This is a genomic window from Nocardiopsis sp. NPDC055879 (assembly GCF_053615935.1).
Genome location: NZ_JBSHCT010000011.1, coordinates 145,659 through 170,775, shown reverse-complemented (window position 1 = coordinate 170,775; position 25,117 = coordinate 145,659). Strand labels below are relative to the sequence as shown.

At 68.6% G+C, this 25,117-nt stretch carries 16 protein-coding genes; 4 read left to right on the top strand and 12 right to left on the bottom strand.

The features are described 5' to 3' along the window. Window positions 1-29 precede the first annotated feature (29 nt). The 3 genes from ACWGKS_RS15325 to eccCa form a co-directional block, all read right to left on the bottom strand. Window positions 30-2,693: a TPR repeat region-containing protein gene (locus tag ACWGKS_RS15325; RefSeq protein WP_358503930.1), complete on the bottom strand. Its 2,664-nt coding sequence runs from the start codon at window positions 2,691-2,693 to the stop codon at window positions 30-32. Window positions 2,694-2,764: 71 nt separating this feature from the next. Further along, complete coding sequence (locus ACWGKS_RS15320) at window positions 2,765-3,091, bottom strand: hypothetical protein (RefSeq protein ID WP_067602334.1); 327 nt, start codon at window positions 3,089-3,091, stop codon at window positions 2,765-2,767. A gap of 276 nt (window positions 3,092-3,367) precedes the next feature. Then, window positions 3,368-7,330: a type VII secretion protein EccCa gene (gene eccCa / locus ACWGKS_RS15315; protein ID WP_452522959.1), complete on the bottom strand. Its 3,963-nt coding sequence runs from the start codon at window positions 7,328-7,330 to the stop codon at window positions 3,368-3,370. Window positions 7,331-7,548: 218 nt separating this feature from the next. On the opposite strand from eccCa, the gene eccD reads away from it, so the two are divergent. Then, window positions 7,549-8,889 (top strand): type VII secretion integral membrane protein EccD, encoded by a 1,341-nt coding sequence (gene eccD, locus ACWGKS_RS15310; protein WP_358503927.1) that lies wholly within the window; start codon window positions 7,549-7,551, stop codon window positions 8,887-8,889. A 35-nt stretch (window positions 8,890-8,924) separates the two neighbouring features. Here the strand turns inward: eccD and ACWGKS_RS15305 are convergent, their stop codons facing one another. The 6 genes from ACWGKS_RS15305 to ACWGKS_RS15280 form a co-directional block, all read right to left on the bottom strand. Further along, window positions 8,925-10,958, bottom strand: coding sequence for a tyrosine protein kinase (locus ACWGKS_RS15305; RefSeq protein ID WP_452522913.1), 2,034 nt, complete (start codon window positions 10,956-10,958; stop codon window positions 8,925-8,927). Window positions 10,959-11,001: 43 nt separating this feature from the next. Continuing rightward, entirely contained in the window at window positions 11,002-13,053 is a 2,052-nt protein-coding gene (locus ACWGKS_RS15300; RefSeq protein WP_452455390.1) for a protein kinase domain-containing protein, read from the bottom strand. 19 nt (window positions 13,054-13,072) lie between these two features. Next, on the bottom strand, window positions 13,073-15,151 hold the full coding sequence (locus ACWGKS_RS15295) for a WD40 repeat domain-containing serine/threonine protein kinase (RefSeq protein WP_452522911.1): 2,079 nt from the start codon (window positions 15,149-15,151) through the stop codon (window positions 13,073-13,075). 158 nt (window positions 15,152-15,309) lie between these two features. Then, window positions 15,310-15,849: a hypothetical protein gene (locus ACWGKS_RS15290; protein ID WP_452522909.1), complete on the bottom strand. Its 540-nt coding sequence runs from the start codon at window positions 15,847-15,849 to the stop codon at window positions 15,310-15,312. 11 nt (window positions 15,850-15,860) lie between these two features. Next, on the bottom strand, window positions 15,861-17,075 hold the full coding sequence (solA, locus tag ACWGKS_RS15285) for an N-methyl-L-tryptophan oxidase (protein WP_358503912.1): 1,215 nt from the start codon (window positions 17,073-17,075) through the stop codon (window positions 15,861-15,863). 25 nt (window positions 17,076-17,100) lie between these two features. After that, the gene (locus ACWGKS_RS15280; RefSeq protein WP_358503909.1) at window positions 17,101-17,475 is read right to left on the bottom strand and encodes a hypothetical protein; all 375 of its coding nucleotides are present in this window, start codon (window positions 17,473-17,475) and stop codon (window positions 17,101-17,103) included. Between the two features lie 607 nt (window positions 17,476-18,082). On the opposite strand from ACWGKS_RS15280, the gene ACWGKS_RS15275 reads away from it, so the two are divergent. Further along, on the top strand, window positions 18,083-19,333 hold the full coding sequence (locus ACWGKS_RS15275; protein WP_358503906.1) for an MFS transporter: 1,251 nt from the start codon (window positions 18,083-18,085) through the stop codon (window positions 19,331-19,333). A gap of 161 nt (window positions 19,334-19,494) precedes the next feature. Here the strand turns inward: ACWGKS_RS15275 and ACWGKS_RS15270 are convergent, their stop codons facing one another. Then, a complete protein-coding gene (locus tag ACWGKS_RS15270; protein ID WP_452455392.1) occupies window positions 19,495-21,312 on the bottom strand; it encodes an acyl-CoA dehydrogenase in 1,818 nt (605 codons plus the stop codon). A gap of 307 nt (window positions 21,313-21,619) precedes the next feature. Here ACWGKS_RS15270 and ACWGKS_RS15265 point away from each other — a divergent pair, with 307 nt between their 5' ends. Beyond that, entirely contained in the window at window positions 21,620-22,168 is a 549-nt protein-coding gene (locus tag ACWGKS_RS15265; protein WP_358503900.1) for a hypothetical protein, read from the top strand. A gap of 297 nt (window positions 22,169-22,465) precedes the next feature. On the opposite strand, the gene ACWGKS_RS15260 is transcribed toward ACWGKS_RS15265, so the two are convergent. Continuing rightward, the gene (locus ACWGKS_RS15260; protein WP_358503897.1) at window positions 22,466-23,464 is read right to left on the bottom strand and encodes a hypothetical protein; all 999 of its coding nucleotides are present in this window, start codon (window positions 23,462-23,464) and stop codon (window positions 22,466-22,468) included. Window positions 23,465-23,644: 180 nt separating this feature from the next. Next, complete coding sequence (locus tag ACWGKS_RS15255) at window positions 23,645-24,316, bottom strand: DedA family protein (protein WP_358503894.1); 672 nt, start codon at window positions 24,314-24,316, stop codon at window positions 23,645-23,647. A gap of 166 nt (window positions 24,317-24,482) precedes the next feature. Here ACWGKS_RS15255 and ACWGKS_RS15250 point away from each other — a divergent pair, with 166 nt between their 5' ends. Next, on the top strand, window positions 24,483-25,085 hold the full coding sequence (locus tag ACWGKS_RS15250; RefSeq protein WP_358503891.1) for a suppressor of fused domain protein: 603 nt from the start codon (window positions 24,483-24,485) through the stop codon (window positions 25,083-25,085). Window positions 25,086-25,117: the final 32 nt, after the last annotated feature.

The window sequence follows — 25,117 nt, the reverse complement described above, 5'->3', positions numbered from 1 at the left end:
GGAGGAGACGGTGTCGGGGCGATGGGGGGTCAGTTCTCCTCCGGGGGCTTCCCGAAGGTCTCCAGTTCGCCCCCGAAGTAGTCACGTGTGGTCTTGTACGCGTCGCTGTACTGACCGGTGAAGTCGCCCACCCACTCACGGCCGGACGCCGTGTGTTCGATGGGTTCTCCCGTGTGGGGGTCGGTGCTGTTCGCGGTGAGGACGGTGTTGTTCATGACGTTGCCGAGGGCGTCGTCCATCCCGGAGAGGTTCCGGTCCTCGTTGTGCTCCCACGCGCTCGGGTCCTTCTCGAACGTCAGAGTCACCGAGTCGTCGATGACGAAGTCGTTGGTGATCTCGGAGGGCTTGAGCTCCTGACCGTCCTGCACGATGGTCAGCGCGCCACCGTCGACCAGGGTCCGAAGGTCCGAGCGCTGGGTCTCGCCGTTGAACGCCTGGGGATCGTTAGCGAGCATGAAGTCCAGGGTCTCCACCCGGAAGTTCCGTTCCACGCTCTGCTCACTGGTATAGGTCGGGAACCGTGGAGACACGTCGTATTCGCCGTCGACGATCGCCGCGACGATGCTGTCCTTACCGAGGTCCAGACCCTTCGAGACTCCCTGACCGATGACCGGGATCTTCTCGGACAGGGTTCCCGCCTCGCTCACCACGAAGTCGGCGATCTGCGTCTCTCGCTCGATCGTCTTGTCCAGGTCGGCGGTGCGGTCCTCCGACTCCAGGTACAGGGCGCGCTCCAACAGTCCTTGGAGCTGCGCCGAGCCGCGCGCGGACGTCGCCTCGTTACCGGACTCCAGGTAGGCGATGGCCTCGATCTGCTGGTAGGCGTCCACCGAGTTCACGATGCGCCCGGCGGTCTCGTCGTTGCCCATGAGGAGCTGCATGAACTGGGCACGCTCGTCGGGACCCATGCGCACGTAGTTGGTATCGGGATCGAAGTCCCCGATCCCCTGCACCGGGTTGCCGTCGGTGTCCAGGATGTCGCCGTTGGCGAAGCTGAAGATGTGGGCTTCGAAGATGTCGCCCAGGCTGTCGGCCAGAGCGCCGTTGAACTGGGTGAAGGAGGCGTCGGAGTAGTCGTTGTCCCCCTCGGTGACACTGACGCCGGTGTTGATGAGGGCGTCGTGCATCTCCGGGTCGGTGATGGTCTCCATGAACCCGGTGAAGGCGTCGCCCGCGCGCTCGTTCACCTCGGGATCCTCACTGTGCACGTCCTCGGCCAACCAGTCGGTGAGCTGTCGCGCGGTGTGCCCGTCGTCGTGCCATTCGAAGGTGAGGGTGCCCTCCAGGGCCTGCTTGCGCAGGTCCTCGTCGCCGTAGGGGACGCCCGGCTCCTCGTTGAGGTGCTCCCCGGTGAGGATGTAGTAGTTGGAGTCCTTGTTCCGGGAGGCCACGTCGACCATGTGCGAGACCTGCTCGGAGTCGGGCAGCACGCCGTCGGAGTCGTGGACCTCGCCGCCCCAGGCGTCGAGGAACGCGCCGGTGCTCAGGTGGAGGTTGGTGGACAGGCCGTAACCGGCCTCCAGGTTCTCGTCGGTGTGCTCCATGAAGGCGGAGAGCGCCTTCATGTCCATGCCCATCCCGGCGGGGCCCGTGGAGACCTTGCCCTCCGCGTCGGGGTTGATCCACGGCCCCTCGACCGCGTAACGGAAGCTCTGGGGCAGGTTGTCGTAGCCACCGCCGATACGCGGGTCCGACAACGCGAGTAGACCGTCGCCGAGCGTGCCGAGGGCCTGTTCGCGTTCCTCCTCGCTCATGCCGGACTCGGCCATGAGGTCGGGGTAGGCCATGAGGCCCGCGCCGGCGCCGTCGCGGTAGTAGGGCTCCTCCAACTGCCGGTAGAACTCCTCCAGGAACTCGACCTCCTCCGACTCGAACTGTGTCCCGTTCTGCTGGTGACCGCGGGCGTTCGACCCCATCATCGCCATCACGAGCATGAGCTCGTGGTAGCGGTCGTCCAGGGGCTTGTCTCCGGACCAGTAGGCCGAGAGTTCGTCGGCGTACTCCTCGGCGTTCTCCGGGGTGAGTTCGACGTCTTCGAGGAGTCCGGAGTAACGCGACGGGTCGAGGCTGAGGAACCCCCAACCGGCGTTCCCGGCCTCGATGAGCTTGGAGACGTTCTCCGGGGTCGGACCCTCTTCGAGCATGGTCCGAACGTCTTCGGCGGTGTCCTGGAGGGTGTTCCAGTTGGTCCGCTCGCGCTCGATGAGGCCCTCCTGCACGGTGGAGAGTTCGTCGTAGAGTTCGCGACACTTCTTCTCGTCACCGGCGCCCCAGTCCGTCCAGAGGAACCCGTCGGCCTGCGGGTGGGACTCGGTGATCCGGTCACCCTGGTACTTGGAGGGGACGGCGCCCTCCTTCTCGCCCTTGCTGGTCTGCCAGGTGGAGAGTTGGGCCTCGCGTTCGTCGTCGAAGGCCTTGACGGTGTCGGCCCACATCTCGGCGACCGAAGAGGCATAGCTGACCGAGACCGCGGCGTCCCGCCACTTCTGGATGTCCTCCTCGGAATGCCCTTGGATGTTCCAGGCGATGAGGTCGGTGAACTGATGCGAGGCGGAGTCGAAGCTCCCCCCGAGGTCGTCGGCGCGACCGAGCACGCGGGCGTTGAGGATCTCCAGATCCGACGCGCAGTCGTACATGTCGGCCGAGCGTCCGTAGAAGTCTCGGGGGAAGAAAACGAGGGCGATGGTGGCCACGGTCATCCTCAGGGGCGAAGAGCGAGCGGGGTGATGGAAGGGGACTCGGGCTGGGGCGAGGCCACGGGGCGTCAGTCGAAGTTCAGGTCACGGTGGGACTGCCAGGGGTGGAAGCCGTCCGAGCTGTCGAGGTCGTTCTGGGCGACCTCACCGGCGCCGGCCTGGATGTTGTTGGCCAGGGCGAGACCGTGTTCCTGGAGGTCGATGAGGGCTTGGTCGGCCTCTTCCCGGAACTTGTTGAACCCGGATCTGACGTCTTCGTGGCCGCAGGCGCCCACCGCGTCTCCGAGGAGGAGGTCGAACGCGTCGGCCAGCCCGGCCATCGCGGCGGCGAGGGTCTCGGCGTACTCGCCACCCTCCATCGCCTCGATCGGGTTCGCGCCCGCTTCGTTGGTCATGGAGGCACTCCTTTCGGATGAGGGTGTGCACCGGCGACGGAGACCGGTGTCCGCTGACGCCACTTCGGGGAGTGACGGGGACAGGGTCGCCTGGTGCGACGACGGTAAGAGGACGAGAGTTTCATACCAAAGGAAACAGAAGTGTAACGAGACCCGTATTGTCCGAGGTGACCGTGCGTAGGGTGACCACGCATGTACACACCGAGTTGGAGTCGTCGGCGGCGATGGCTCGCGGCTCTTGGCCGCCTGAGCCACCGTCGGTCGAGGCGGGCGTCGTTACGCGGGGGGCTCGCTCCAGCCGACCTGCAGCAGGTCGGGGCGCTTTCCACGAAGGGCCAACTGCGCACGACCCTGGGGAAGCTGCTTGGAGGCCACACCGTTGGCCAGGCGTCCCTCCATACGGTCGCCGGAGAACAGCACGCCCGGGGTGGCCATGTCGCTCAGCGACTGCAGCACCGGCTCGAACATCGCGCGTGCCGTACCACCGGTGCGGCGGGCGGCGATGACGTGCAGGCCCAGGTCGGCGCCCTGCGGGATGAACTTGGCCAGGGGAGCCAGCGGGTTGCTGCGCGAGGCGATCATGTCCATGTCGTCCACGATGACGTACAGGTCGAGCCCCTTCCACCAGCTGCGATCCCGCAGCTGTTTCGGGGTCACGTCCGGGCCCGGCAGGCGTTGCTGGAGGGAACCGGCGAGGTTGTCGGCGACCGCCTTGGTCTGCTCCGCGGTCGTGCAGTAGGCCAACAGGTGCTCTTCGGGAACCAGTTCCAGGTGTGAGCGTCGGAAGTCGACCATCACGATGCCCAGCTCCTTGGACGGGCGTTGGACGATCTGCTTGACCAGCCCGCGCACCAAGGCGGACTTGCCGCTCTGCGGGTCTCCGAACACCAACAGGTGCGGGTCCCGGTCCAGGTTCATCACGGCCGGGGCCAGGGAACTCTCGGCCATGCCCAGCACCAGCTCCCGCGACCTGCTCCGGCCGGATCTGCGGCCCTTGAGCAGCTCGTCCAGTTCGACGCGCTCGGGGAGGGTGCGCACGCCCTGGACCGCCTTCTGCGGCCAGCGTTCCCGGATCCGTTTGATCAGGTCCTGGACGCCGTCGGTCAGGTCCTCATCGCTCGCGACACCGTCCACCCGGGGCAGCGCCACGTGGGTGTGGTGCTCTTCCGCCGACAGACCTCGACCCGGGGTGTCCTTCGGGATGTCCTCGGCGATCTTGCGTCCGATGCCCGAGTCCATGGGGTCGCTCAGCCGCAGTTCGAACCGGCCGCCGAAGAGCGCCTGCAGACGGGAACGGACCTGGGAGGAGGCCGCGCCCGTCAGGATGGTGTGCACGCCAAGGGAGGGACCACGCGTCGCGATGTCCATGAGGTAGTCGTCGGCGGCGTCGAAGGCGTCCCGAACGGCCGACCAGCCGTCGATCATCAGGAACAGGTCCCCTGGGACGCTGGACGGCACCTCGCCCTCCGCGCGGGCCTGACGAAAGGCCGCGGGCGAGTCGAGCTTGTGCTTGCGGAACAGACGCTGGCGGCGGTCGAGGTGTCCGGACACGTCGGTGAGGACCCGCTGGACCTTCTCCGGGTCGGCCCGTCCGGCCACACCCGCGACGTGCGGAAGCTCGTCCATCGCCTGGAGCGCGCCACCACCGAAGTCGATCGCGTAGACCGCCACACGACCCGGCGGGTACCGCCACGCCAGACTCGTGATGATGGTCCGCAGCAGGGTGGACTTACCGGACTGGGGGCCTCCCAGGACGACGATGTTGCCCTCGCCACCGGTGAAGTCCAGTTCGGCGGGGACCACGCGTTGTTCGCGCGGGATGTCGGTCAGTCCGAAGACCGCCTTGGCCTCGGTCGGGTTCGGCTCGGTGCCCGCACCCTCCAGGTCCTCGCCCTCGCCGAGGTCGGTCAGGACGGTGTCGAAGGTCAGCAGCTCCGGGAGGGGCGGCAGCCAGACGGGGCGTACGGGGTCGGCGCCGGAGGCCACCAACCGATCCACGGTCACCTGCAGGGTGGTGCGCTTCTCCTGCTTGGGTTTTTCCTCCGACTTCGCCTTGATCGAGTCCACCAGCGACTCCACCAGCGATCCCGCGCCCGTCACCTTGCCCAGGCCGTTGTAGGACAGCAGCGGAAGGACCGGGTCGTGCTCGGTCTTCTCCTCCTTGGCCGGTGGTTCGTAGGGCTGGGAGACCATGGCGGCCTTGAACCGTTCGAAGACCGAGGTGTCGACCTTCAGGTAACCCGAACCGGGCTCCGGGGGCAGGTGGTAGGCGTCACCGACACCGATCGCCTCCCGGCTCTCCGCCTCGGAGAACGTCCGCAGACCCACCCGGTAGGACAGGTGGGACTCCAGCCCCTTGATCTTGCCCGACTCCAGCCGCTGGGTGGCGAGCAGGAGGTGCACGCCGATGGAACGGCCGATCCGGCCGATCGCGACGAACAACTCCGCGAAGTCGGGGTGGGCGGTCAACAGTTCGGAGAACTCGTCGATGATGATGAGCAGGTGCGGCAGTGGTTCCAGGCCGGGATCGTTCTCCCGGGCCGCTTCGTAGGCGTGCAGGTTGGGCAGGTTGCCGGCGTTCTTCAGGATCTGTTGCCGTCGTACCAGTTCACCGAAGGTCGCCTCGCGGAACCGGATGACCAGGCCGTCGTCGTCGGCGAGGTTGGTGATGAGCCCGGCGCTGTGCGGCAGCCGGTCGGTGTCGGCGAAGGTCGCGCCACCCTTGAAGTCGACCAGCAGCAGGGCCAGGTTCTCCGGTGAGTGGTTGATGACCAGGGAGGCCACCATGGTCCGCAGCATCTCCGACTTACCGGAACCGGTGGCACCGACGACCAGGCCGTGCGGTCCCATACCGCCGAAGGCTGATTCCTTCAGGTCCAACAGGACGGTGTTGCCGCTCGGGCCCACCCCGATGGGTACGCGCAGGTAGTCGCCGGTGGAGCGTTTGCGCCAGGTACGGCGGGTGTCCAGCGCGGCGACGTCGGGGACGCCCAGGATCTCGGGTAGCCCGACGGTCTCGTGCATGGCGTCGTCGCCGTCGGTCACCGCGATGCCGTAGGGGGCCAGGACGCGGGACAGGGTGGTCAGTTGGGCGACGCCGGCGTTGTCGGCCCTGCCATCGAGGGGCACGTAGGCGGACTCCGGGTCCGGCTTGATGCCCTCGGTGTCCTCACGCAGGGTGCCGTCGGCCTCGATCAGGAGCCGTAGCTCCACGGAGTCGGGTTCCTCGCGTCGCTCCGAGGACAGGATGATGACGTGGATGCCGAGGTCGGCCAGGTTGGTGACGGGGGGCTCGGCCTGAAGGCCGGAGAGGGTGGACTGGTACTCGCCGTCCAGGACGACCACGAGCCGCTGTGTGCCGGGGCCCGGGGGCTTGCCACGGCGACGTTGCAGGTCGACGGTGCGTCGTTCGATCTCGTCGGAGAGGAGTTCCGCGACCTGCACGGTGTTGTCCGAGACGAAGCGGGCGGGCATGGGGCCGTCCGTGGCGTCCTCGAAGGTGTTGTGCGGCAACCACTTGGTCCACTCCCACCGCTCCCGGAGCTTCGGGTCGCGGACCACACCGATGCGCAGGTCGTGTGGGGAGTGGAAGACCGAGAGCTGGGAGATCATCGCTCGGACGAGACCGCGTCCGGCCTCCCGGTCCCCGTTGATCGAGATGACGCCGTGCCGTCGGAGTGGAACGATCAGGGGCATCTCGGGGACGTCGCCGTAGAGCTCGATGAGCTGGTCGGCGGCGCCTTGGCAGACGGGATCGTAGACGATCAGCGGGGAGGAGGTATCGACCTTGAGCTTCAACCTTCGGGCCAGAGGCCGTGTGCCGCATCCGACCCGCACGTCGAGGAAGTCGGGGTCGGAGGCCCGGCGTTCCCATCTTCTCGCCCGGGAGCGGGCCGGTTCCGTGAGCAGACTCGGCTTCGGATGGCGGAAGGCGTTGTCCGAACGCTGGCCGGCGGCGACGTCTCGAACGATCTCGCGCAACTGGTCCAGGTAGTCGACGTAGCGCTCTCGTTGCTCACGAATGCGCTTACGCGGGCCGTTGTGCTGGGCGACGAACATGATGATTCCGACGATGACGCTCGCGAGCATGATCATCACGCCCGCCACCATCATCAATGGTCGGTGACCCATGGTGATGGACATCAGAAGGGAGCCCGAACCGGTGATGATCGGCATGATGATCATCGCGCCCGAGCTACCGGCCGGCGCGTTCTCCGGCATCTGCGGCGGTGTCGCGATGACCAGCGGAGACGTCCCTGGTGCGGGTGGTATCTCACGAGCCGGGCGGGGAACAGGTCTCGTCGCCACGGGGGTCCCTTCTCCGTCCACCTGCAAGGTTTCGTGTTTCGGTGACTACGCTATAGATGATCTCGTGGACACAGCGAATCGCCTAATTGTCATCGGTTGCGCCCGTTGAGCATGGTAATCACAGAACGAGTCGACAAAGAGGGTCTTGGGTGAGCGGATACTGCAGGGTCACGGTCACCGGACCCCGGCGCTGGGCCGATCTGGCGCTACCGGGAAGTGTTCCCGTCGCCACACTCATGCCTCGCATCATCGAGGTCTGCGTGGACGAGGGAGAGAGCACCGAACCGGCTTCCTGGACACTGACCACGGTCGACGGTCAACCGGTTCGCCCCGAAGCGCCTCTCGAAGGCGCGGGTGTCTACGACGGGGACGTGCTCCTCCTCGATCGTGTGGTCGCTCCGAGCCGTCCCGAACACGTCGATGACGTACGCGGCGCGGTCGAGGACAGCGTCGACGAGACCGCGTGGATCTGGAACCCGACGACCACGTTGTCGTTCGGCCTGCTCGTGGGCGGCATCGGGCCGTTGCTGATGCTGTTCCTCATGATGTGGCTGCGTCCGTCGCCGGGGCACCTCGCGGTGGCGGCGTTGGGCACGTTGTTGACGATCGGCACGATGATGCTGGCGGCCCGCCGGCCGCTGCCCGCGGTCGCCTACGTCCTCTTCGCGACGGCCTGTGTGTGGGGTGGTGCCACCGCGGTCCTCGCGGCCGGGTTCCTCTTCAACCCCACCCCCTTGGTCACGGGGGCCATCGCGCTCTGCGGGGGTCTGCTGGTGGCGGTGATCGGCTGGTCCATGCACGAGACCGGGCTGCCCTACATCGCCGGACTCACGGTGCTGACCCTGACCGGGGGCGTTCTGGTCGTGGTCGGGATCTTCGCGCAGCCGGTACAGGGCGTGCGCGCGATGGGGATCGCGCTGGCCCTGTGCGTGGGCGCGCTGCCGCGTGTGGCGATGGTGATGGGCGGCCTGTCCGGACTGGACTACGAGGTCGGACGGTCGGGTCAGGTGGCCACGGACCGGTTCGAGGAGACCTTCACCAACACCGACCGCCTGCTGCTGGGCATCGTGATGGGCACGGCCCTCTCCGGCGGGATCTTCGCGGTCCTGCTCGCCTACTTCGGCACGGGCCTTCCCGACCTGCTGCTGTGCGGTCTCCTCGGGGTGCTGTTGGTGATGCGCTCCCGTCTGTTCGACCGCATCCGTCACGTGCTGCCCCTGCGCCTGGCGGGCGCCGTGGGTCTGGGCGCCGCGGGTGTCGCGGTCACGGTGCAGCACCCGGTGTTCGGCCCGTGGCTTCCGGCCGTGGTCCTGCTCGCCGGGATCCTCCTGAGCGTCCTGAGCTGGGTGAAGTTGAACGACGTCCCCCGTGCCTCGCTCCGAAGGGTCCTGAACTGGACCGAGATCCTCATCATCATGACGATGTGCGTCATGTTCGCCTGGGGCATGGGCCTGTTCGACTTCGTGGCGAGGATGACCGGAGCCACCTGATCCCACGGTGCTCCGAAGCAGGGTGACGCGGGCCCTCAGTAGAGGGTGCCGGTCTGTTCGAAGGTGTCCGGGTCCAGCAGGACCGGGGGTGTGCCGTCGCCGGGCAGGGCCGCGATGACCTCGCCGTCGGGGTGGATCGCGACGCTCCGGTAGGAGGCCGCCTGATCGGCCGCCTCCAGCAGGTTCTCGCCGGACTCCAGGTCCCAGACGTAGGGGTGGTACTCCCGGGAACCGGGGCCCGTGCCCGCCGACCACGTCGCGTACAGCCGCTCCCCGGCGGGGTCGAACAGGAGTTGGACGAGGATGGGCTCGTCGTCGGACTCGAACTCCTCGCGGGTGAACGAGGCGACCTCGCTGCCGTCCTCGTAGTCCTCGACTTGGACCTCGGGGTCTTGCGCGTAGGCGATCTGGGTGGTTCCCGGCCGTACCGCCAGCGAACTGTCCGAGGTCCCCTCCACCGTGCCGACCTCTTCACCGGTGCCGACGTCCCAGACGTGGACGGTGTCGTTGTCGTTGGTGGCGACGTGGTCCTCGTCCACGAATCGGGTCTCGAACTGGAGCCCCTCGGCGAAGGGCTCGCCGGCCTCGCCGGTGGCGGTGTCGACGACGTTGGTGCCCGGGCCCTCGCCGGAACCCTTGTCCAGGGTGACGGCCAGTCGGGTGCCTTCGGGGGAGAACGCGAAACCCCGGACGTTCTTCGGGCTGGCCAACCAGCGTTCCTGGTCGTCCGGGCCCTCCTGCGCTCCCAGGTGTCGGACGGTTTCGCCGGAGATCAGGTCGTAGGTGTGCGCGAGGAGGACGGGATCCTCTCGTCCCTCGTATTCGACGGGCGCGGCGGTGACCAGTGTGCAGCCCACCGGTGAGAGCGCCGCTTCCGAGAACAGGTCCGAATCCGATGTGGTGGGGCGGGCGATCTCCCGTTCCTCCCGCCAGTCCCAGACCATGAACCCCACCTCGGAAGCGACGCCCAGGACGTCTCCGTCACCGGAGAACGTGAGGTTGGAGATGTTGATGTCCGGAGCGGGAGGTTCCTCCGGAGGCGGGAACCCGGTGGCATCCAGGCAACGGCCCTCGCCGACCAGCGACTCCGAGCCCTCTTCCGGGCCGGTCGCGTCCGCCGGATCATCGGACAGTCGGTCATGGGCGAACATCGCGCCCCCGGCCGCGAGTACGACCAGGACCAGCGCCCCGGTGCCCAGGGCGAGCAGTCGTCCGCGCCCGCGACGCATCGTCTGCGGCGGCGTCACCTCCCGTCCCGCGGGGCCGGTGGCCAGGACCTCGCCCTGACGTGTGGCGACCGCGTCGATCGCCGCGCGCAGCGGAGGCGACCACGGAGGTGGCTCGGTGGGCCCACCGAGCATGCTCACCAGGTCCGAGGAGCTGGGACGCAGTCTGGGGTCCCGCTTGAGACAGGCGTCCACCAGGCCGCGCAGTTGCAGTGGCACGGCGGACAGGCCCTCGGGCCCGGCCACCCCGGAGACCGCGTAACAGAGCGTCGCCGCCCACGAGAACACGTCCGTGGCCGGGCTCGCTCCGCCCTCCGGAGCGGCGAACGCCGGATGCGGCGCCCGCCGTTCGGTGTCGGAGACCGCCCACTCCAGGCCGGGGTCGGCCAAAACGGCCCCGTGACCCGCCATGAGGACGCCGTCCGGCCACAGCGAACCGTGTGCCGGGCCGGCGCCGTGCAGGTCGGCCAGCGCCTGGGCCAGGGCCAACGCCAAGGGGCGCACCGCGTCTACGGGGAGCGGGCCGTGTGCGCGCAGGAGTTCGGCCAGGGTGGGCCCGAGCGGACGGGAGACGGCGACCCAGGGGACCGCGCCGCTCAGGTCGGCGTCCCGGACCGCGCACACGTGCGCCCCGGACAGCCCGCGCGCCCCCTCCACCTGGCGGGCGAAGGCGGCGCGGAAGGTGGGGTCGGTGGCGTACTCCGGACGTACGACCTTCACCGCCACCGACGAACCGTCGTGGGGTACCCCCAGGTAGACGCGGGCGTAGGCGTCCTCGCCGAGGCGGGCGCGCAGCCGGTAGGGGCCGATGGCGGGCGGGTCGTGCGGGTGGAGAGGGAACATGGGCCTTACCGGGGTCGGGGAGGGAGGGGACACGGGGCGGGGGTCACATCTCTTCCACCAGACGCAATTCGACCGCGTCCACGAACCACATGCCGCTGCCGTGCCCGGGCACGCCCGAGATGACCTCACCCTCCGGGTGCACGGCGATCTCGTGCAGGTATCCCTCGTTCTCGGCGGCGGTCAGGTCCTCCCCCGTGGAGTACTCCCACACCTTCATGTAGGCGTCCTCGAACTCGTAGTCCACGGGGACGTAGGTGACGTAGACACGGTCCGCCTCCACGCTGTACTGCACGTCGTGGACCTCGAACTCCTCCGCGTCCATGTCCTCGTCGACGAAGTCGGTGGAGTCGGAGGGATCGTCGAGGTTCATCCGGTGGGCGCCGTTGGAGATGGGATGCAGGATGGTGGAGTCGTCCACCATGGACACGCCCTGGGGGCCCACGAGGGGGCTTTCCTCGCTCTGTCCGATGACCTCACCGCTCTCCACCTCCCACAGGTACAGCTTCTCCGAGTAGTCCTGACCGACCACGTGGGCACCGTCGGGGGAGACGTCGACCGAGCGCACGCTGTAGGGACCGGAGAGCGTGTCGGCCATCTCGTCGGTCTCCAGGTCGTAGATCATCACCGCCGAGTCGGTACCCCCACCCGCGCCGACCACCAAACGGGTGCCGTCGTCGGTGAAGGCGATGGAGCCGATGTCGAAGCCCTCCGAGTAGACCGTGTGCTCGCCGCTCTCCAGGTCGTACACGTGCGCGCCGTCGTCGGAGGCGTAGGCCAGCAGGCAGTCGTTCGGGCTGAAGCTCGGGTGCCCGTACAGCATGGGGATCCGCGTCTCGATCCGCGCGACCTCGGTGTCCTCCCGCCAGCTCCACAGGGCCACGCCGCCGGTGCCGGCGACGGCCAGGACCTCGCCGTCGCTGGAGAACTCCGTGTAGAAGACGCCTTCGTCGTCGTTGGGCGCGGTGGGTTCCTCCTTGGCCGCCTCGGTGAACTCGGGGGCGAGGTGCTCGGTGGCGTCGCACGTCTGGCGCGGAGCCGCCTCCTGCTCCTCGGGGTCGGGGGACCCGCCGACCAGACCGGCCTGTCCCGCGGTCCACACACCGAGCCCGGCGACCATCGCCAGGGCCACGGTGGCGGCGCCGGCGATGAGCAGGCGCCCGCCCAGACCACCCTTGGCCCCGGGGGAGGGGGCGGCGGACACCGTGGAGTGGAACTCGTGCGCGACCCCGTCGATTCGGGCCGCGGCGTTCGGCGGCGACCAGGCGGCGGAGGTCGGAGCGGGGGCCACCGGACCACCGAGGGCGTGCAGCACCTGCGCGGCGTTGGGCCGCGAGGCCGGGTCCTTCTCCAGACAGGCCGCGATGACGTCGCGCAGGGACGGTGGGACCTGGGCGAGGTCGGGGTCGAGGTTGGCGATGCGGTACAGGACGGTTGAGGGGTGGCCATCGCCGAACGGTCCCTGGCCGGTGAGCGCGTAGACCATGATCCCGCCGAGCGCGAAGACGTCGGCGGCCGGCCCCGGGCCGTGTTCGGAGTCGACGGACTCCGGTGACATGAACGCGGGGGTGCCCGCGAAGCGTCTCCCCTCCTCGCCGGCCTCGGGGGAGTCCCCCATCGCGTGGGCGATGCCGAAGTCGATCACCTGGGGGCCCTCGGCCGCCACCATCACGTTTCCGGGCTTGAGGTCGCGGTGGACCAGCCCGGTGGCGTGGACGCGTTCCAGGGCCTGGGCGATGCCGCGGGCCATGAAGCGCACCGACTGCTCGGGGAGCGGCCCGGTGTCGTACACCAGGTCCTGCAGGGAAGGGCCCATCACGTACTCGGTGGCCAACCAGGGGGTCTGCCCGGAGGTGTCGCCGGCCAGCACGCGCGGCGTGTAGTCGCCGTGGACCCGCTGGACGAGTTCCAGCTCACGGGCGAACCGTTCACGGAACCCGGGGTCGTAGGCGTACTCGGCGCGCACGACCTTGACCGCGGCGGGCCTGCCGTCGGAGTCCATCCCGAGGTACACGCGCCCCATGCCACCGGAGCCCAGCAGGGCGATGACACGGTAGGGGCCTACCTCGCGGGGGTCGTGTGGGGCGGGTTGCTGCATGGTGGCCTTCCGGGGGTGTTCAGGAGAACTCGGCGACGACTTCGTAGTCGGTCGTGTCCAGGACACGGACGGTGGCGTAGCCGTCCTCGGTCACGGTGGTGGCGATGTGCTCGCCGTCGGCGCTGACCCCGATGACGTCCGAGAGACGTAGCCCCTCGACCGGCGTGACCTCACCGGTGGCCGTGTCCCAGACGGGAGTGTCCGCGGTCGGCCAACTCGTCCCGCCGTAGGCGACGGAACCGTCCTCGGACAGCGCGACCTCGTAGATGTTGTCGTCGCCGAGGCCCGACATGTCCATTTCCCGGGTGGAACCGTCCGTCAGGTCGACCGCCAGGACCTCGGTGTAGTCCATCAGGACCACCAGGGTGCTCCCGTCCCTGGACAGCGCGAAGTCCGAGATCTCCTCACCCTCGAACCGGTGGACTTCCTCGCCGCTCTCGGCGTCCCACACGATCGTGAAGGCCGTGCCCTCACCATCCAGGTTGTAGCTCGCCCCCACCAGCATCGATCCGTCCGGGGTGTAGTCCAGGGCATGCAGGTATCCGTCGAGGGGGAGGTCGAAGACGACCTCCTCGCTCTCCACGTCCCACGTCTGAAGAATCGGGTTCCCGTCCTCGGTTCCATCGTCGGAGGCCTCGGCCGCCAACGTGGAGGCGTCCTCGGTGAGGGCGGCCATGTCGAACATGCCGAACTCCTCGTCCTGGCCCAGGACCGCGATCCGATTGTCGCTTCCGCCCCGCCAGACCCGGATGTACTCGTTGACGGCGGTCGCGACGTGGCCACTATCGGTGAAGTCGGCCCCGAGGGCGCTCGGGTACTCGTCGATCAGCTCCCCGTCGCGCCAGTCCCACGTGCTGAGGGTGCTCGCGCCGAAGACGTGCAGGTGGTCGCCGTCCTCGGAGAAGGTGAGGGTGTACATGAACCCGCCGAAGTGGTCGCTCTCCTCCGTGTCCGGATCGCCTTCGCCGGCGGCCCCGCCGTCCGTCCCCGCGTCCGCCCCGTCATCCGCCCCGGCGGAGGCGTCGGCGGTGGGTTCCCGCCCGTCCTCGGATCCGAGGGGCAGCGCGGTCCACGCCAGCGCCCCACCACCGAGCAGGACCAAGGCGGTGGCCGCGGCCGCCGCGATCACCACGGACCGGCGGCGCCACCACGAGGTTCCACCGCCCCGACCCGGGCCGTTGCCCATGGGCACGGTGGTGCGCTCGGCGGCCCTGGCCTGTTCCGTCTCACCCGCCTTGGCGTCGATCTGCCGGTTCACCCGGGTGGGAAGCCAACCGTGCGCGGCCGACGGCAGCGGCAGACCGGACAGCTCACGTAGGATGGAATCGGTGTCGGGGCGTTGTTCGGGTTCCTTGGCCATGCACCGGGCGATCAGGTCCCGCAGCGGCCCCTCCGGGAGGGCCTCCAGGTTCGGTTCCGCCTTCAGCACCTTGGCGAGGGCGTTGACCGGGCTGCCCGCACCGAAGGGCGGCGTCCCACTGGCGGCGAAGATCACCGCACCGCCCAACGAGAACACGTCGGCGCGCGAAGTGACGTTCTTACCGGTGATCTGTTCCGGAGACGTGTACGACGGGGTGCCGAAGGTCTGGCCGGTCCTGGTGAGGACGGTCCCCTCGACGGCGCGGGCGATTCCGAAGTCGATGACCTGTGGACCCCGCGGGGACAGCAAGATGTTGCTGGGTTTGAGGTCGCGGTGCATCAGCCCGGCGGCGTGGATGGTCGCCAACGCCTGGGCCAACCCCAGGGTGAGCACCAACAGGGACTCGGCGGGAAAGTGCCCGACCTCCCGGACGGCCTCCTTGAGGGTGGGGCCGGGCACGTACTCGGTGGCCATCCACGGTTCGGGGGCCTCGGGGTCGGCGTCCACGACCGCCGGGGTGAAGGGGCCTCGCACGCGTTGCGCCGTGCGTACCTCACGGGCGAACCGTGCCCGGAACCCGTTGTCGTGCGCCAGGTCCTCCTTGACCACCTTCAGGGCGCACAGGTGACCGTCGGGGGTACGCGCGAGGTACACCTTCCCCATCCCGCCGGCGCCCAGCCGGGCCAGGAGTCGGTGCGGACCGATGGCGGGGGGATCGTCGGCGGTGAGGGGTTGCATGACTGCAGGGGATCCTTACTGCGCGCGAGTCGGCGGCGTTTCCGGAGGGTTCACGGAGAGGACGTGTACCGGGCCAATGTAGCGGCTTGGCGACAAACCACCCAGGGCGCTGTCCTCATCCGGCCCGGAGTTCCGCCTGATGGGGCGGTCGAGGGGGCTCAGTCGCGTCCGCCCAAGAGCGCCCTCGGGAAGTAGCCGAGTTCGGGGTCGATCTCGTACACGGCGACGGCCCCGCCCTCGGAACGCACGCCCGTCAGGAGGCTCCCGTCATCGGAGAGCGTGAAGGGGTGTACCTCGGGTCCGGAGGTCGACGGACCCTCCGGCCGGAACTCCTCTCCGGTGTCGGGATCCCAGGCCACCAGGAATCGGGCCCGACCGTCCTCGCCGGTGCGCGAGGCCAGGACGAGGTCGTGCTCGCGACTGTGGGCGACGTCCATGAGGGCGCCGTCGACCATCAGACAGCCGCTCGGGTGGAAGGCGACCGGGGCGGGGGAGGACAGGTCGGTGTCGACGGGAACGTGCGCGAGGGGTTCACCCGACTCGGAGTCCCACAGGGAGGTGCCGTCCTCCATGGCGGTGGCCAGGGCCATGGAGTCGGGGGTGTGGACCAACGTGGACGTGGAACGGGAGTCCGGTGCGGACAGGTCGCCGGGGGCGGCGGGCTCATGGGATCTTCCGGACGTCGTGGACCAGGACACGACGTCGGGGTTCAGCGAGACCGTCGCCCGTCGGTATCCCAGCGGTGCGGATCGAACATACCGATCGGCAGGTCCGTGTGTCCGGTGCGGGCCAGGTCGGCGAGGGCCACGCCCACGGCGGAGGCGAACTTGAACCCGTGACCGGAGAAACCACCCGCCAGGACCAACCCCGGCAGCTCGTCCCGACGTCCGATGAGGAAGTGCTCGTCGGGCGTCATCGTGTACATGCAGGCCACCATGTGTTCGGGCAGTGGGCCCACCCCGCGCAGTCCCGCGGCGAGGTCGCCCAGACGGCGTGCGTCGTCCTCGTCCGGGGGACGGGGGCCGACGTCCGGGTCGACGGGTTCACCCCACTGGGAACCCGCGCGTCGGCCCGCGGCGGCGCGCACCGTCTCGGACTCGGCGTGGATCCCGATCTTCAAGGTGCGACCGTCGTCCATGCTGGGGAAACCGAACCAGAGGGTGCCGTCGGGTTCGTCGCGCGCGAAGACCGGCTCGGGGCCGGCCGTGCTGGGCAGGGGATCGGTGATGGGGAACCATCCGAGCACGCGCCGCTCGACCCTGATGCCACCGCCCAGGTCGGTGAGACCGGGCAGTAGACGGGTCAGCCAGGCGCCCGCGGTCACGACCACGCGGCGGGCACGGATCTCGGTGTCACCGACCCATACGCGCGGGCGGTCGGGATCGGGCTCGACGCGGGTGACGGCCCGCTGCGTGAGCACCCGCGCCCCGGCCTGGCGGGCCAGCCGGACGGCGGCGAGGATCGCGGGTTCGGGCAGGACCACCCCGGCGCCCTCCTCGAACACGCCGACCTCGTCGGGGCGCGTGAGGTGGCGGGGGTGGCGTTCGGCCAGGGCCGACGCGGAGAGGTGTTCGTGGGCGAGGCCGTGTTTCTCGGCGGCCAGGGTGGATCCGGCGATGGCCGCCGAACCGGGGTGGCCGAGCATCAGCGCGCCGGATCGGATGACCAGGCGTGCCCGCGCGGCCTCCTGGAGTTCGTCCCAGGCACGCCACGCGGCGCGCACGAAGGGGACGTACTCCGCGCCCTCCAGATAGGCGGTCCGGATGATGCGGGACTCGCCGTGGCTGGAACCCCGGTCGTGCCCGGGGGAGAACTGTTCGACACCGATCGCGTCGACGCCCTCACGGGCCAGCCGCCACAGGGTCTGGGATCCCATCGCGCCCAGGCCGACCACGACGGTGTCGGTGTCCAGGGGTCTGCTCATGGGGCAGAAGGCTAACGGGAGCGCGTCAGGCGGCGGCCACCGGGCTGCGGTGCGTGTAGTAGTGCGCCGGCTCGGGGATCTGGGCGAACGGGTTGAGCAGGGCCGCGGCGCCGGTGGGGTCGTTCGCCGGGTGCGACATGGTGCCGCCCTGGAAGAGGTCGTTCCAGAAGAAGCGGCCGTCGCGGCACCAGACGTTCACGTCGCGCATGACGGAGGCGACGGCCATCTCGGAGCTACCGGACCAGTAGAGGGGACGGGTGGCCACGGCGGAGAGTTCGTTCAAGAGCGCCGTGATCGCTCGCTGGGCGCAGAAGGCGTGGCGAGGCTTGTGCTTGACCCGGCTGGCGAGTACCGACTTCGCCCGGGAGGCCCGGGGGTTGTTCAGGCGCCAGTGACTCAAGGTCGTCTCCAGTGTGTGTCGAGGAACCGCGGGTGCTGACCGTGTGTGCTTGTGCGGCCACGTCGCCGCGGTGTCGAGGGGCCACCGGATGGCTTCCTCGAACGAAGTTGGTGCGGTGTGAACTCTGCCGTTACCTCGCAGTTATTCTTCGCGCTCCGGATGCTAGCAGCAACGTCCCCCTGGGAGTCGAGGCTTGCAAGTGTGACGCATGTAACACCTAACAAGTCTGTATCGACCCGTTGATTCATAAAACCTGCAGTTCAGAAGGGTCGAATAGAACTTGTGTTCGAGTTATCGAACCGAGATGAAAGGACTCTGGTCCCGATTCGACTGTCGCCAGAGTCACCCGTTTTCGCCACGTTGAGCCGCGAAACTGTCGCCTACAGTGACTTTGTGCAGGTGGGGCAGGTTTTGCCGGTCGGCGGCGGTGCTTTGCCCTTTCCACACCCGCCGCACCACAAGGCATTCCCGTTCTTTTTGCGCGGCCGGTCACCCCGGTGCGGGGGGTGTTCGCCGGTGTGGAGGACACTGGAAAACGGCGGGAAACAAGGAGAGAAGCGGCGAAGTGACCCAGATTCGGTCCGAAACATCCGGTGACAGGACAACAGTGAACGGCGCCGACCCCGACGAACCACGGGGCGGTGCCCGCGCCTGGTTGGTGTGGGGCGTGGCCGTGGGCGGTTACTTCCTCGCCATGCTGCACCGCAACGGACTCGGTGTGGCCGCCCTGGAGGCACAGAGTCGATTCGACGTCGGGCCCGCGCTGCTCTCCCTACTGCCCATGCTGCAGCTGCTCGTGTACGTGGTCCTGCAGGTGCCCGCCGGACTGCTCGCCGACCGGCTCGGCCCCCGGTACACGCTGGTCATGGGCATGGCGGCGATGGCCATCGGATCCTGCATGTTCGCGCTCGCCCCGGGGATCGAGATGGCGGTCGCCGGCCGTTTCCTCATCGGTCTGGGTGACGCGCTCGTCTTCCTCAACGTCATCAGGCTCGCCGCGCTGTGGTTCCCCCGCGCGCGCTACGCGCTGGTGAGCGGTCTGACTGGTGTCGTCGGCGGCACCGGCCAAGTGGCCAGCGCCGCCCCGCTGGCCTGGGCACTGGGCGGGATCGGCTGGGTGGCGGCCTTCCTCGCCACAGCCGGGCTCACCGTGCTCATGGCGTCCCTGATGCTGCTGATGGTCCGTGACCGACCCGACGGGGCGGCCGGACGTTCCACCGTCGCCGACCCCATATCCGCCTGGGCGGCCCTCAAGGAGGCGCTGCGCGCCGACGGGCCCCGGATCGGCATGGCGCACCACGCGGCCGTCATGGCGCCGTTCACGATGATGATGGTGCTGTGGGGCTACCCCTTCCTCGTGAACGGTCTGGGGCTCTCCGAGGGCGCCGCCGCACTCACCCTCACCGGTCTGGCCGCCGGTGCCCTCCCACTCGCACCCCTAGCGGGGGTCCTGGTCGGTCGCAGGCCGGGCGTGCGGGGCTACTTCGCCCTGGTCTTCGGCGGAACCCTGAGCCTGGGGTGGCTCCTGTTGGTCCTGTGGCCGGATGGCGCGCCCGTACCCCTCGGCGTGGCGGTACTGGCCTTGAGCGCGCTCGGTCAGACCATGGCGCCCACGATCTCCTTCGACTTCGCCCGCGACGGTATCCCCGCCGGTCGCACCGGAGTCGCCTCGGGCCTGGTCAACATGAGCGGGTTCACCACCGCCGTCGTCTGCACCGTCGCCGCGGGCGCGATCCTCCAGGCGCTCCCCGAAGAGCCCTCCTCCTACCAGGTGGCCTTCGTTCCCATGGCCGTCACCACGGTCCTGTCCACCTGCGTGCTCGTCGTGTTCCTCCTCCGCGCCCGCCGCCGGAGATAGGGGGCGCGCGTCGGCCCGCGCGCCAGGTCGGGCGAGGAACGCCGCCGCGGTGGCGACCTCGTGGGCGTGGAGCCCTGAGCCCGTGGGGCGAGAACGCCCGAGGGGCGGGGCGGTCGTGTGACCACCCCGCCCCTCGGCGGTGTCCTGTGTCCCGTCGGAGCCTAGAAGGCCTCTTCGGGGACGTCCATGAGGCCCAGGTTCACGTTCTGGGCGATCTTCAGCTCGGCCTCGACGCGGGGCAGGAACTGCTCGGAGAAGAAGCGCGCGGCGGCGATCTTCCCGGTGTAGAAGTTCTTGTCCACGTCGTCGGCGCCGTCCACGCTGTTCAGCGCGATCTCGGCCTGGCGGAGCAGCAGCCAGCCCAGGACGACGTCACCGAAGGCGAACAGCAGGCGGACGGAGTTCAGGCCGACCTTGTACAGCTCGCGGGAGTCCTCGGCGGAGCCCATCGCGTGGCCGACCATGAGCTCGACCATCTTCTCGACCTGGCCGAGGGCGCCGAGCAGGAGCGCGCGCTCCTCCTTCAGCTGGCCGTTGCCGGCGTCGCTCTCGGCGAAGGCCCTGATCTCGGCGGACAGCGCGCCGATGGCCTGGCCACCGTTCTTCACGATCTTGCGGAAGAAGAAGTCCTGGGCCTGGATCGCGGTGGTGCCCTCGTAGAGGGTGTCGATCTTGGCGTCGCGGATGTACTGCTCGATCGGGTACTCCTGCAGGAACCCGGAGCCGCCCAGGGTCTGCAGGGACTCGGCCAGCAGCGCGTAGGAGTGCTCCGAGCCGACACCCTTGACGATCGGAAGCAGGAGGTCGTTCATGGCCTCCAGCCCGGAGGGGTCCTCACCCTTGGCCCGGGCGATCTGGATCGCGTCCTGCTGGGTGGCGGTGTAGATGACCAGCGAACGCATGGCCTCCACGTACGCCTTCTGCGTCATGAGGCTGCGACGCACGTCCGGGTGGTGGGTGATGGTGACCTTGGGGGAGTTCTTCGCCCCGGCGAGGTCGTTGCCCTGCACGCGGTTCTTGGCGTACTCCAGGGCGTTCAGGTAACCCGTGGACAGGGTCGCGATCGCCTTCGTTCCGACCATCATGCGGGCGTACTCGATGACGAGGAACATCTGACGGATGCCGTCGTGCTTGTCGCCGACGAGGTAACCGATGGCGGGGTGCTTGTCGCCGAAGGTCAGCTCACAGGTGGTGGAGGCCTTGAGGCCCATCTTGTGCTCGACGTTGGTCACGTAGGCGCCGTTGCGCTCGCCGAGGGACCCGTCCTCGTTGACCAGGAACTTGGGCACCAGGTAGAGGGAGAGGCCCTTGGTGCCGGGGCCGGCGCCCTCGGGGCGGGCCAGCACCAGGTGGAAGATGTTCTCGGACATGTCGTGCTCGGCCGAGGTGATGAAGCGCTTGACGCCCTCGATGTGCCAGGTGCCGTCACCCTGGTCGGTGGCCTTGGTACGGCCGGCGCCGACGTCGGAGCCGGCGTCCGGCTCGGTCAGCACCATGGTGGCGCCCCAGCCGTTCTCGATGGCCTGCTGGGCGAACTTCTTCTGAGCCTCGTTGCCCTCGGCGTGCAGGATGCCGGCGAAGCCGGGGCCCGCGGAGTACATGTGCACGGAGGGGTTGGAGCCCAGGATGAGCTCGGCCGCGGACCACACCAGGGAGCGGGGGGCGCCGAGGCCGCCGAGCTCCTGGGGAAGGTCGAGGTTGTACCAGCCGGCGTCCATGTAGGCCTGGTAGGACTTCTTCAGGCTCTCGGGGATGGCGACGGTGTTGGTCTTGGGGTCGAAGACGGGCGGGTTGCGGTCCGCGTCCTCGAACGACTCCGCGACGACACCGGTGGCGAGGCGGTCGACCTCTTCCAGGATGGTGCGCGCGGTCTCCTCGTCGAGTTCCTCGAAGGGGCCCTGGCCCAGGATGTCCTGGCGCTTGAAGAGTTCGAAGAGGTTGAACTCGATGTCGCGCAGGTTGCTCTTGTAATGCGTCATGGACAGCTCCGCTGTGTCCCTGGCCGCGGTGTCTGTACACGCGGATCTACCGACTAGTAACAAGTCAATGTTACTACTGAGTAGCTCCATGCGCCAGTCTTGACAGGTACTTGTGTCGGCCAAGAGTGCGTCAACTGTCCCTCAGGGCAGGTTATGGGGGCATTTCGGACACTATGTCCATCGGCATGGGTGCGCTCCCAAACCGACGCGAAGACGCGCAAGAGCCCCCGACCGCCCCACCCTCATCGCCCGCCGTGAGGAGGGGACGGACCGGACCCTGGGTTTCGGCGCCTCCACCGCGGAGGCCGTGACCGCCGCGTTGCGCGACCTGATCGCCATGGAACAACTGGCGGAGCACGGGGTCCCGCCCCACGAGGTGGCCGACACGTGGCTGGAGGCCTTCGACCCACGTTCCCTCGTCCTGGACACCGACTCCCGGGCGGAGCCGCCGGACGACGTCCGAACCACGGCCGACCAGGTGTGCGAGGCGTTGGCCGAGGACGGTCGGAACGCCGTCGTCGTCCGGACCGGCACCCCGGACCTGGAACGTTGCGGGATCCACACGGCCAAGGTGTTGTTCACCGTGCCGTCCGGGACCACCTCGGCCGACGGGACCGAGTATTTCAAACCTGTACTTCATGCTGAAGTGACACCGTGCCTTGTGAGTTCGGGGGATTTTTCTGCGAGCCCCGTGCGCACAGTAACTTTTGTTTCGCTTCCGGTGGGGAGGCAGTGGTCGTGGCCGGTGTCAGGGCCGGCTTCCGATGTGTTATTCGAATATGAAAAGCAGAGTTGGTCGTGTGTTCAGGCCATGTCAATGGTGATTCTTTTTTATGTGAACCTCGATGGCCGTTGAAAGGTCTGATTGCGCAGGTAGAACACTAGGCATCTTATCCACCTGTTCGCACTTGACCTTTTTCCTCCAAAAGTCGCATGAGGGTGTCGAAGTTCGCGCGAATACCTGGCCGGGCGGGCCTTTGCATGTTTTTCCCGTGACGTTAAGTGACTTCGGTCGGAAATGGTGGCGGAGGTTGGATCCTATTCGTCTTCTATTCGACCGGGACAAGGATGTGCGGGCGGTTCCCATCGATGTGTCGCGTTCGATATGGCGCGGGGCGGGACGGCCGAGCCGTCCCGCCCCTGGGTGAGTGCCTCAGCAGGCGCCGCGACCCTCGGTCGTGTCGCACAGCCCTCGTCCGTCGGTCCAGGACAGGGCGTCACGGGCGTTGCCGCCGAACGGGCGGGTGACCGTCACGTCCACCCCGTGCCCCGAGTCCTGCGCCAACCACACCCGGACCTCGTTGTCACCGGCCCGGAGCACGTAGAACGGGTGCGGTACCGGCGACTGGCCACTGCCCGGGTTCGCCCACCAGTCCGCGCCCTGGGCGTTGGCCACGTCCACGAACAGGCAGTCGTACGAAGAGCCCTCGTAGGAGCAGGTCCGCGCCTGGCCACCGCCGTAGCGGTCCACGGTCGGCTCCGCGCCGATGCCGTTGTTGTACGCACGCCAGTAGACGGTGTCGCAGTCACCGGCGGAACAGGCGTTCCAGTCCGACCACGCCGTCGCCCGCGCGGCCGGCGCGGCCGATCCGCCGTTGATGGCGCCGCAGTACTTGTCCACGATGTAGGGCACCACGAAGTCGGACACCCACACCGAGTCGATGGCCTCACCGGCGGTGTTGTCGGTTCCCAGCCCGGCCGAGTCCATCTGCCACAGGCCGACGCCCGGGTTGAAGAACAGGCCGTCACGCCCGGCGGGGTCGTAGAGACCGGACTGGTTGTCGTACCGGGAGAGGGTCATCGGCGAGGGCGGCTCGGAGGAACCGCCGGACACCTCGGGCCAGACCGGGGCCAAGGCCATCGCGGTGGCCTCCTGGGCCGAGATGGTGCAGGACGCGCCGGCCGCCGCGCTCTCCGCGGCGTTCTGGGCCGCGGCCAGGGGCTCGGCGCCGAAGGTCAGCGGGCCGGTCGGGATGGAGACGGCTTCGAGCTTGTCCTCCAGGGCCTGCCGGTCGGCGGACGCACGCTCGGCGGGGGTGTCCGCGGGGGTGGGTGTGAAGTCGGTGTCGGCCATGGCGACCTGGGGCGTGAGCGCGAGAAGCGCCGCCGCCGCCAGGCCGCTCAGGGCGCGTTTGAACACAGGGGAGTTCATGGGGGTCCACCTCTTGAGCGGGTTCGAGGGTGTGCGGGTCTACCACCAAGGTCACGGGAAGTAGTTTTCGTTTATCTCATTGAGATTGGAGGAAACCTACAAGTCTCTCGACCCGCCGACAAGACCCCTTGCCGTGTACCGCGCGGAAACTGTCACCCACCCGCCAGGGAACCCTGTCCCTCAGAGTGTTCGTTCGGAGTCGACCCGAGTGCCCCGCACCTTAGGGCGGCGGCGTTCACGCACCCGCACCACGACGAACCACACGCACGCCAGGCCGACCCCGGCCAGAACCACCTTCGAACCGATACCCACGTACTGTTCCACCACGTGCCACTGCTCGCCCAAGTGGTAGCCGAGCAGGACGAACACGGTGTTCCACACGGCGCTCCCCAGAGCCGTCAGGGCCAGGAACACCGAGAGGCGCATCCGCTCGATCCCGGCCGGGATCGAGATGAAGCTGCGGAAGATCGGCACCATGCGTCCCAACAGGATGGCCTTGGTCCCGTGCCGGCGGAACCAGGCCTCGGTGCGATCGATGTCGGACAGCTTCACCAGGGGGACACGGTCGGCGAGCCGCCGGAACCGATCCCGGCCCAGCCACGCGCCGAGACCGTAGAGCGCCAGCGCCCCGACGAGGGAGCCCATGGTGGCCCAGAGGATCACCTCGATCAGACCCAGGTCGCCCTGGGAAGCACTGAACCCGGCCAACGGCAGGATCGCCTCACTGGGGATCGGCGGGAAGAGGTTCTCCAAGGCGATCGCCAGACCCACCCCCGGCCCGCCCAAGGTCTCCATGAGGCCGACCACCCAACCGACGATGGCCCCCGCCTCGGTCGGATCACTGCTGCTCATCGCTGTCCCCTGTCTGTCCGCCCCCCTCTTCGCGAAGGGGCGGACAGCGACTCTACGTAGGGGCGCGCAAGTTCTTCATAAGGACGGTCGGCGTGCCCTCGGACGACTCCTATCCTCTGAAGTGCGCCGACCACCGCGCACCGAACCCGAACCAGGAGAACGCACGATGCTGGAGATGCTGCCCGGACTCACCCAGATCTACGAGGGGTGGGCGCAGCACTACCCGGACGTGCGGCCGCTGACCATCCAGTTCCCCGGTGGTGGGAACGACCAGGGCATCGACGGCGTGCTCGCCTACCCGATGGAGGGGCACTGGCTGCTCGTGACCTTCGGCCTCACCGAACTGGGGGAGAAGACCAGCGAGGAGAAGCGGGTCTCCGGGGCCGGGTTCGAGTTCTCCTGCCGCATCCCGCGTGAGGAGGGGGACGAGACCGTACCCGCGTGGATCCTCCGTGTCCTGCACGCCCTGGCCGAGCAGTACGTCGCCGGGGCACAACTCGACGTGGGGCACTGGATCATCACCCGCTCTCCGCTCGGTGGCGAGAGGTCGAACGGCGACATGACCTCGCTCGCGATCGTGCCCGACGCCGACATGCGCATCCTGGACACGGACAACGGGCTGGTGCTGTTCTTCCAGGTGGTGGGGCTCAAGACCGAGGAAGCCGAGTACGCCCAGGAGGCGGACACGATCGCCCCGATCATGGCCCTGCTGCGTGACCGCGACCCGAAGATGCTCACCGACCCGAACCGCGAGACGATCCGCCTCTGACCTTCGACGGGGTTCTTCCGGACGAGACCGGG